Origin of the sequence: Streptomyces malaysiensis subsp. samsunensis, from assembly GCF_024519315.1 — a bacterium.
GTDB classification, from domain to species: Bacteria; Actinomycetota; Actinomycetes; order Streptomycetales; family Streptomycetaceae; genus Streptomyces; species Streptomyces malaysiensis.
Genome location: NZ_JANIIC010000158.1, coordinates 1 through 4,684, shown reverse-complemented (window position 1 = coordinate 4,684; position 4,684 = coordinate 1). Strand labels below are relative to the sequence as shown.

General features: G+C 68.0%; 4 protein-coding genes and 1 pseudogene. 3 read left to right on the top strand and 2 right to left on the bottom strand.

The window, feature by feature from the left end:
• The 3 genes and pseudogenes from NQU54_RS48040 to NQU54_RS49665 form a co-directional block, all read left to right on the top strand.
• On the top strand, positions 1-511 hold a 511-nt coding region (locus NQU54_RS48040), incomplete at its 5' end, for an AMP-binding enzyme (RefSeq protein WP_257636566.1).
• Complete coding sequence (locus NQU54_RS48035; RefSeq protein ID WP_257636565.1) at positions 481-1,029, top strand: NUDIX domain-containing protein; 549 nt, start codon at positions 481-483, stop codon at positions 1,027-1,029. The genes NQU54_RS48040 and NQU54_RS48035, both read left to right, overlap by 31 nt.
• Positions 1,030-1,200: 171 nt before the next feature.
• Positions 1,201-2,516, top strand: a pseudogene (locus NQU54_RS49665) (thiamine pyrophosphate-binding protein); the annotation flags it as partial.
• 50 nt (positions 2,517-2,566) lie between these two features.
• Here the strand turns inward: NQU54_RS49665 and NQU54_RS48020 are convergent.
• Positions 2,567-3,841: an MFS transporter gene (locus tag NQU54_RS48020; protein ID WP_257636563.1), complete on the bottom strand. Its 1,275-nt coding sequence runs from the start codon at positions 3,839-3,841 to the stop codon at positions 2,567-2,569.
• Positions 3,838-4,530: a FadR/GntR family transcriptional regulator gene (locus NQU54_RS48015; RefSeq protein ID WP_257636562.1), complete on the bottom strand. Its 693-nt coding sequence runs from the start codon at positions 4,528-4,530 to the stop codon at positions 3,838-3,840. The genes NQU54_RS48020 and NQU54_RS48015 overlap by 4 nt, the downstream gene beginning before the upstream one ends.
• Positions 4,531-4,684: the final 154 nt, after the last annotated feature.

Below are 4,684 nucleotides of genomic sequence, written 5' to 3'. Positions count from 1 at the left end.
TGGCACCGACGTTCCTGCTGACGGTGTCACCACGGGGCAGATCGCGTTGCGCGGCAACAACCTCATGCTCGGCTACCTCGACGACCCGGAGGCCACCCTGGCAGCGGTGCCGGACGGATGGTTCCGGACCGGGGACATCGGCATCCTGCACCCCGACGGGTACGTTGAACTGCGTGACCGCTCGAAGGACGTGATCATCTCCGGAGGAGAGAACATCGCGTCGGTCGAGGTGGAGCAGGCGATCATGGATCATCCGGCGGTACTTGAGGCGGCGGTGATCGCGGTGCCGGACGAGCGCTGGGGCGAGGTCCCTGCCGCCTATGTGAGCCTGCGGGAAGGTGCTACGGCCACCGAGGCGGAGATCATCGAGCATGTGCGGGGCAGACTGGCCCGGTTCAAAGCGCCGAAGGCGGTCACGTTCACCGAGTTGCCGAAGACCTCCACCGGGAAGATCCAGAAGTTCGTGTTGCGGGACGAGGCATGGGCCGGGAGCGAGAGCCGCATCCGGTGAACGACGTGAACGGTCCGGTGGCACACGAGGTCGTCGTCAGGGACTCCCCGAACGCGTCCGGTCGGCCCAGGTCTCGGGGCCCGCGGCAGGTAGTCGCCGTCATCCTCATGTGGCGAGGGCGCATCGGGTTGTTCAAGCGCAGTGGATCTGTCCAGCATGATGCGGGCTTGTGGCACTGCATCACCGGATATCTGGACGCTGACAACGACCCGGTGCGGCAGGCCATCCAGGAGATCTGGGAGGAGACTCTGCTCCCCGCCCGCGCTCTGGAGCAGCTGACCGCGGGTCCCACGCTGCGTCTCGCCGACCCTCGTGGCGGGCCGGACTGGACCGTGCACACCTTTTTGGCCCGCACCGGTCAACGCCGGCTCACTCTCAACTGGGAGCACAAGGCATACCGGTGGGTACGGCCCTGGAAGCTGGCACAGTTCGACGGGCAGGTCGCATGGCTGACGGATGTCCTGCGAGCGGTCGACTCTCTGCCGTCGGCCACGGCGCGTGATGGGGCCGCGTCTTAAGGCCGGTGCGAACCGGCCCAGCGCCCCGGGCCAGCCGATCACATGGCCCGAATTCGAGCAGAATGCTCGATCTCAAAGAAACATCTTGTGCAGTCGCAGAGTTATCCATCCTCTGGCGGAGCATAACGCGAAATTCCTCAGGCATGGTGCCGAATACGGAGGTGGTCTGTGATGGTTGTGGAACCGAGGTCGGCCGGCGGCAACGGCTGTCCTGCCCAGGCGGCGGAGCTCGCCGCGCTGGAGTCGGTCGAACAGCGGGTGCTGTGGCTGTCCACCGCGATCATCGACCACGCCAACCGGGTGCGGCCGAACCCTTCGGGGCTGAAGGTGGGCGGTCACCAGGCGTCCAGTGCCTCGATGACCTCGATCATGACGGCGCTGTGGTTCCATGCGCTGACCGCCGAGGACCGGGTGTCGGTCAAGCCGCATGCCTCACCGGTGTTGCATGCGATCAACTACTTGCTGGGCGAGCTGGACGAGTCCTACCTGACCACGCTGCGCGCCTTCGGCGGCCTCCAGAGCTACCCCAGTCGCTCCAAGGACCCCGATCCGGCCACTACTCCACCGGTTCGGTCGGCATAGGCGCCACCGCCCCCCTGTGGGGCGCCCTCGCACGGCGCTACGTGGAGGGGCGCTTCGGCGGTGCCGGGAGGGGGCGCCAGTACTCCCTGCTCGGTGACGCCGAGCTGGACGAGGGCGCGATCTGGGAAGCCATCCAGGATCCGATGGTGCCGGGCCTGGGCGAAGTGGTGTGGGTCGTCGACCTCAACCGGCAGTCCCTCGACCGAGTCATCCCCGGCATCGCCGCGGACAAGCTGCACGGCATGTTCGCCGCGGCCGGCTGGCAGGTGATCTCCCTCAAGTACGGGCATCTCCTCCAGGAGTTGTTCACCCGGCCCGGCGGCGAGGCCCTGCGCGCTCGTATCGATGCCATGGGCAACCCCGAATACCAGCGCCTGCTGCGCTGCTCCGCCGACGTGCTGCGCGAACGCCTGCCCGGCACCGGCTCCACGGCCGGGCCGGTCGCCGAGCTCATCGCCTCCCTGGACGACGCCTCGCTCCTGGCGGTGCTGCGCAACCTGGGCGGCCACGACATCGGCGCGCTGTCGGATGCGTTCGCCGGTGTCGACGACACCCGCCCGACCGTGATCTTCGCGTACACGGTCAAGGGCTACGGGCTCCCCACCGAGGGCCATCCGCAAAACCACTCCTCGCTCCTGACGGCCGGCCAGATGAGTGCACTTGCCGACCGCCTGGGAACCAATCTCGACGGCCCGTGGACGCGTTTCGGTGGGGGTTCGGCGGAAGCGGCCCTGTGCGCGGCGGCCGCCCGGCGGCTGCACCGCCCCGAACAGGCGCCCCAAAAGCCCCCCGCGGTCCCCGCCGACCTGGCGCGCCCGGCCCCTGCCGGCATCGGGAACACTCAGCAGGCTCTCGGCCGCGTCCTGCTGGATCTCATGCGGCGGGCGCCGGAGGCGGATGCCCAGAGAGGAGTGCCCTTTGACTCTGTATCCGGTCCGATGCGTTCTGGACGGCGTCAGTCTGTCTCGCGGTCAGGCCGGACGCGAACGTGGCGGTCGCGTCCAGCGCCATAACCGGCGGCGGCCATGACCAGGCTCAATGCGGTGAGGAGCAGGAGAGCGCCAGTCCAGCTGCCGGTGGTGTCGTGGAGGACGCCCAGAAGAAGGGGTCCGGCCGCGGCGACGAGATAGCCGATGGACTGAGCCATCCCGGCCAGGGCTGTGGTCTCGCTGGGACCAGTGGCACGCTGGCTCTGGAAGCTCAGGGCGAGCACGAGACAGACCCCGGCGCCCAACCCGAGAAGAGTGCACGCAGCGAGTGCGAGCGCCGGAAAGAGGAGCAGAAGCGCGAAGCCCGCGGCGACGATCGCTGAGCCCGCGGCAGCAGCGAAGCGCTGGTCGTGTCGGCCTCGAGTGATCAAAGGCAGCAACATGCCCGTGACCAGTGCGACGAGCTGGTAGTAGAACAGCGTCCAGCCGGCAGCCGTGGTGCTCATGCCCTGCTGACTGAGGATGCTGGGCAGCCAGGCGACGGCGGTGTAGAAGGCAAGGGATTGCAGGCCCATGAAGAAGGACACCTGCCACGCCAGCCAGGATCGCCATGGGGTTCGGGCGTGTGTCCCACGAGACCGCACGTCGCCGTCGGGCCGGGACCCGCGTAGCCGAGGCAGCCACACGGCGAGAGCGGCGACGGTGACGACTACTCCCCAGGCCAGGGCGGAATGCCAGGTTCCGGGTAGGACCCCGGCAAGCGGGACGGAGATGCCGGACGACAGAGCGGCGACCACTCCCATGGCGGTGACGTAGAGAGCGCTGACGGTATGAACCTGCGGGCCGGGCACGTGGGTGCGAATCACCGTAGGCAGCAGGACGTTGCCAACTGCGATCGCCACCGAGAGGATCACGGTTCCGACGAACAAACAGGCGAGCGAAGGCAGGGACCGGATCACGGTGCCCGCTGCCAGCACCGCGAGGGCGGCCACGAGGAGGCGGGTGGTGCCGACCCGGTGCGAGGTGCGCCCGACAAAGGGCGAAGTCACAGCAAACACGAACAGCGGCAGGGTGCTCAGCACGCCACCCTCTGACGCGGTCAACCCGGTGTCGTGCTCGATGGCCGGCAGCAGTGTGCCCACACCCGTCAAGGTCGCGCGCAGGTTGGCCGCCACCAAAAGGATCGCGATCAAGAGGCCGACCGAAAGGGTGGGCGTAGTAACCGGTGTCTTCGGGGTTGCGATCCGGTCGGCCTTCGTAGCCGTGGTGAGGCCGGCGCGGGAGTTCCTCGAGGTGGTCACTGCTGTCGTTCCGTTCCGTTCTCGGTGAGCTTCACGATCTCGGTGGCGCAGTAGCGTGCGCCGACCTCGTCCTGGGCGGCGATCGCCTCGACGAGACGCCTGTGCAGAAGGCTGTGCTCCGCGGCCGTGGCGCTGGGCCAGACCGTGCCGCCGATCTGTTCGGTGACCGCGATGCTGAGGACGTCGTACACCTCGGTAAGCAGGGCGTTCCCGCTGGCACTCACCACGGCCTGGTGGAAGCGGGTATCGACCTCCGCGCTGGCGGCCACCTCCGGTGCATCCGCTGCCGCCTCGGCCTCGTCGAGGAGGTGCCGCAGGCGATTCAGGTCGTCTTCGGTACGCCGCAACGCGGCCAAGCCCGAGGCGTACTCCTCCAGCACTGCGCGCAGTTCCAGCACGTCGCTCCGCCTTGAGCTGTTGGCACGTCTCATCAGTACCGAGTGCATTTCGCTCGATGTCCGGACGTATGTCCCGTCACCCTTCCGAGCCTCCAGCAGGCCCAGATGCACCAGCGCGCCGAGCGCCTCGCGCACCGTCGTACGCCCGACTCCGAGTTGCTCGACCAGGTCATGTTCGGGCGGAATCCGCGTCCCTACAGGCCATGCGCCGGATGTGATCTGCTCACGAAGGGTGTCCACCAGTTGCGCCGACAGGCTCGCGACACGGCGCGGCGCACGAAGATCTTTCATAAGGCGACCCTAACACCGAATGTCTGACATCTGTACGTGATGTAGGTCGCCACCCGCCTTCGGCGGGCTGCGTGCGGTCCGCGCGGCAGACGTGTCACCCGCGTCTGGTGGAGGCGGTCAAGGGGAACTGAGTGGAGCCACAGCGATCATTCCT